Genomic DNA, 2,081 nt, shown 5'->3' with positions numbered 1-2,081 from the left:
TTGTTAGAACAAGACAATTACGTGATGCTGAATTAGCTACTGATGCATTAAACGTTATCCTAAAAGATCGCCAAGCAACTAACTAATCGGAACCCCCATGAAATTTACAAGCCTATCGGTAGAGATACCAGTGGGATTTTGGGTTCTAATTCAACAAAAGATATGATCTAATGAGCCTTCAAATAACCAAATATTTAGCGTTGAGGTCAGGCTTTGTTTATCTGTCATTATTGCGAGAATTGAGCATTCTAGTCTAGGTAATTAACACCACTAAAGTTACCGTTGGGTTGAAACTCACAGTTGGGTTGAAACTCTACTTGAGGCGGCTCTGGACAATTATTTGTCAGTGCTTTTGCTAAATTAGCAAACCATCAATAATTACAGGTATGGCAATTTACTTGTGAATAGCTAGTGCGATGAGTAACATCACACCAGAAAAAGTGTTGGTTTGCGTTTGTTAGTTTATAACTTCCAACGCTTATATAACTTCAAACATACCATTAAAACTAAAAGGCTAATTGCATATCCAAGCATTGCCCAACTATTTTCAGGTGATTCGGATATAGTATAAAAAGCTGCTGCAGCAATGGCTAACATTAGTGGTTCAATGGTCTCATCGGGACCATCAGTAAACAGCATGTAACTCAACTCTATACCTGCTGATATTGCTAATGCATTACCTATATAAACAAAAGATTCGATACCTAGTATATGCTTATAGAGTTCATCTGCAGTAAACAATCGATTATCCGCAAAGTACAAATTATCTAATAAATTGAATGTTTCCGCTACTTCAAGCAAACCTTTGCTTGCTAATGTCCCTATAAGAAAAAAACCAATTAAAAATTGAATCCCTGTTTTAAAAAACTTCATCACTTTCGGGATTTTTGTTTCGTATAAATCAAAATCACATTCTGGTTCAAGAAAATCTTTTCTATCATCTAAAGCCAACTGAAATTTTTCTCTTGCATCGGCTAAACTACTTTGATGTACAGCTATTATTTCTTTCCGAAGATCTTCTTTTATTCTTGCTAATTGCTTTTCCATTTCTATTTATCACACCAAAAAAATTAAAATTTTCAATATATGAACTAACGCCTGAATCTTGCGAATCCCCTCATAATCAGGCGTAAAAACAATGAGGTAGACGCGCATCGCCGTCTTTGATCTAATGAATATCGCTGAACACACATTTCGAACAAGTGGGTTAACAATGCGCGATATTCAGATTCTACAACAAACCATACAAAACCAATGCCCCTCCATTCACAAAAAACGCGTTAGTTCTCTGATACTTGCTACAAAAAGTGTACTTGACGGCTCAGACTTAACGCTGACTAAACTAGGTCGCAAACTGGACACTAATACCACGTTAAAACATGCGATCAAACGCGTTGATAGACTGCTTGGAAATCGCCAACTACATCGTGAAAAAGACCTTATTTATAAATGGCATGCCTACTTAATAACGGGCGCCAACCCATGCCCTGTGATCCTTGTGGATTGGTCTGATGTTCGTGAACAACTTCGTTATATGACGTTAAGAGCATCCGTTGCACTTGATGGTCGAGCCATTACAATCTTTGAGCAAGTTTTTGAGTATGGCCAATACAATTCACCGAAAAGTCACCAAACATTCCTCGATAAATTGCAGAGTATTTTGCCGAATAAAATCAGTCCGATCATCGTTTCTGATGCGGGTTTTAGAAATACTTGGTTCCGCCAAGTTCAGGGGAAAGGTTGGTTTTGGTTAGGTCGTGTCCGAGGTGAAGTATCAATCAAACAACCTCAAAAACCTTGGGTCTCAAATAAAACCTTTTATCCAAACGCTGTCCATAAACCCAAATATCTTGGCCACTGCTTATTAGCAAAGAGATCACCGATATCTTGTGAAGCCTATGTTTATAAGGGATTAGAAAAAGGCAGAAAAGCCCAGCGCCATAGCAGAACCAGCCAAAAACACTCCGCTACACATCTCTATCAACGCAGTGCAAAGGAGCCGTGGCTACTCGCGACTAATGTCCCTAGCGGTGTTTTTCAAGGTAGTTGTCATCATTTGCTTGCTTATTAAGCAGCTTCTC

At 38.3% G+C, this 2,081-nt stretch carries 2 protein-coding genes; one reads left to right on the top strand and one right to left on the bottom strand.

Annotation, left to right across the window (positions count from 1 at the left end):
• Positions 1-462: 462 nt before the first annotated feature.
• The gene (locus ACED53_RS23275; protein WP_048664398.1) at positions 463-1,047 is read right to left on the bottom strand and encodes a hypothetical protein; all 585 of its coding nucleotides are present in this window, start codon (positions 1,045-1,047) and stop codon (positions 463-465) included.
• Between the two features lie 166 nt (positions 1,048-1,213).
• Here ACED53_RS23275 and ACED53_RS23270 point away from each other — a divergent pair, with 166 nt between their 5' ends.
• Positions 1,214-2,071 (top strand): IS4 family transposase, encoded by an 858-nt coding sequence (locus ACED53_RS23270; RefSeq protein WP_371715324.1) that lies wholly within the window; start codon positions 1,214-1,216, stop codon positions 2,069-2,071.
• The last annotated feature ends 10 nt before the right edge of the window (positions 2,072-2,081 follow it).

The organism is Vibrio sp. 1F169, assembly GCF_041439605.1.
Taxonomy (GTDB): Bacteria; Pseudomonadota; Gammaproteobacteria; order Enterobacterales; family Vibrionaceae; genus Vibrio; species Vibrio tasmaniensis_A.
Note: the sequence above shows the minus strand (reverse complement) of the source record. Positions and strands in the feature narration are given on the sequence as shown.

Bases quoted from the DNA above. Each gene is read 5' to 3' on its own strand.
- ACED53_RS23275 (WP_048664398.1), bottom strand. From the start codon at position 1,047: ATGGAAAAGCAATTAGCAAGAATAAAAGAAGATCTTCGGAAAGAAATA.
- ACED53_RS23270 (WP_371715324.1), top strand. From the start codon at position 1,214: ATGCGCGATATTCAGATTCTACAACAAACCATACAAAACCAATGCCCC.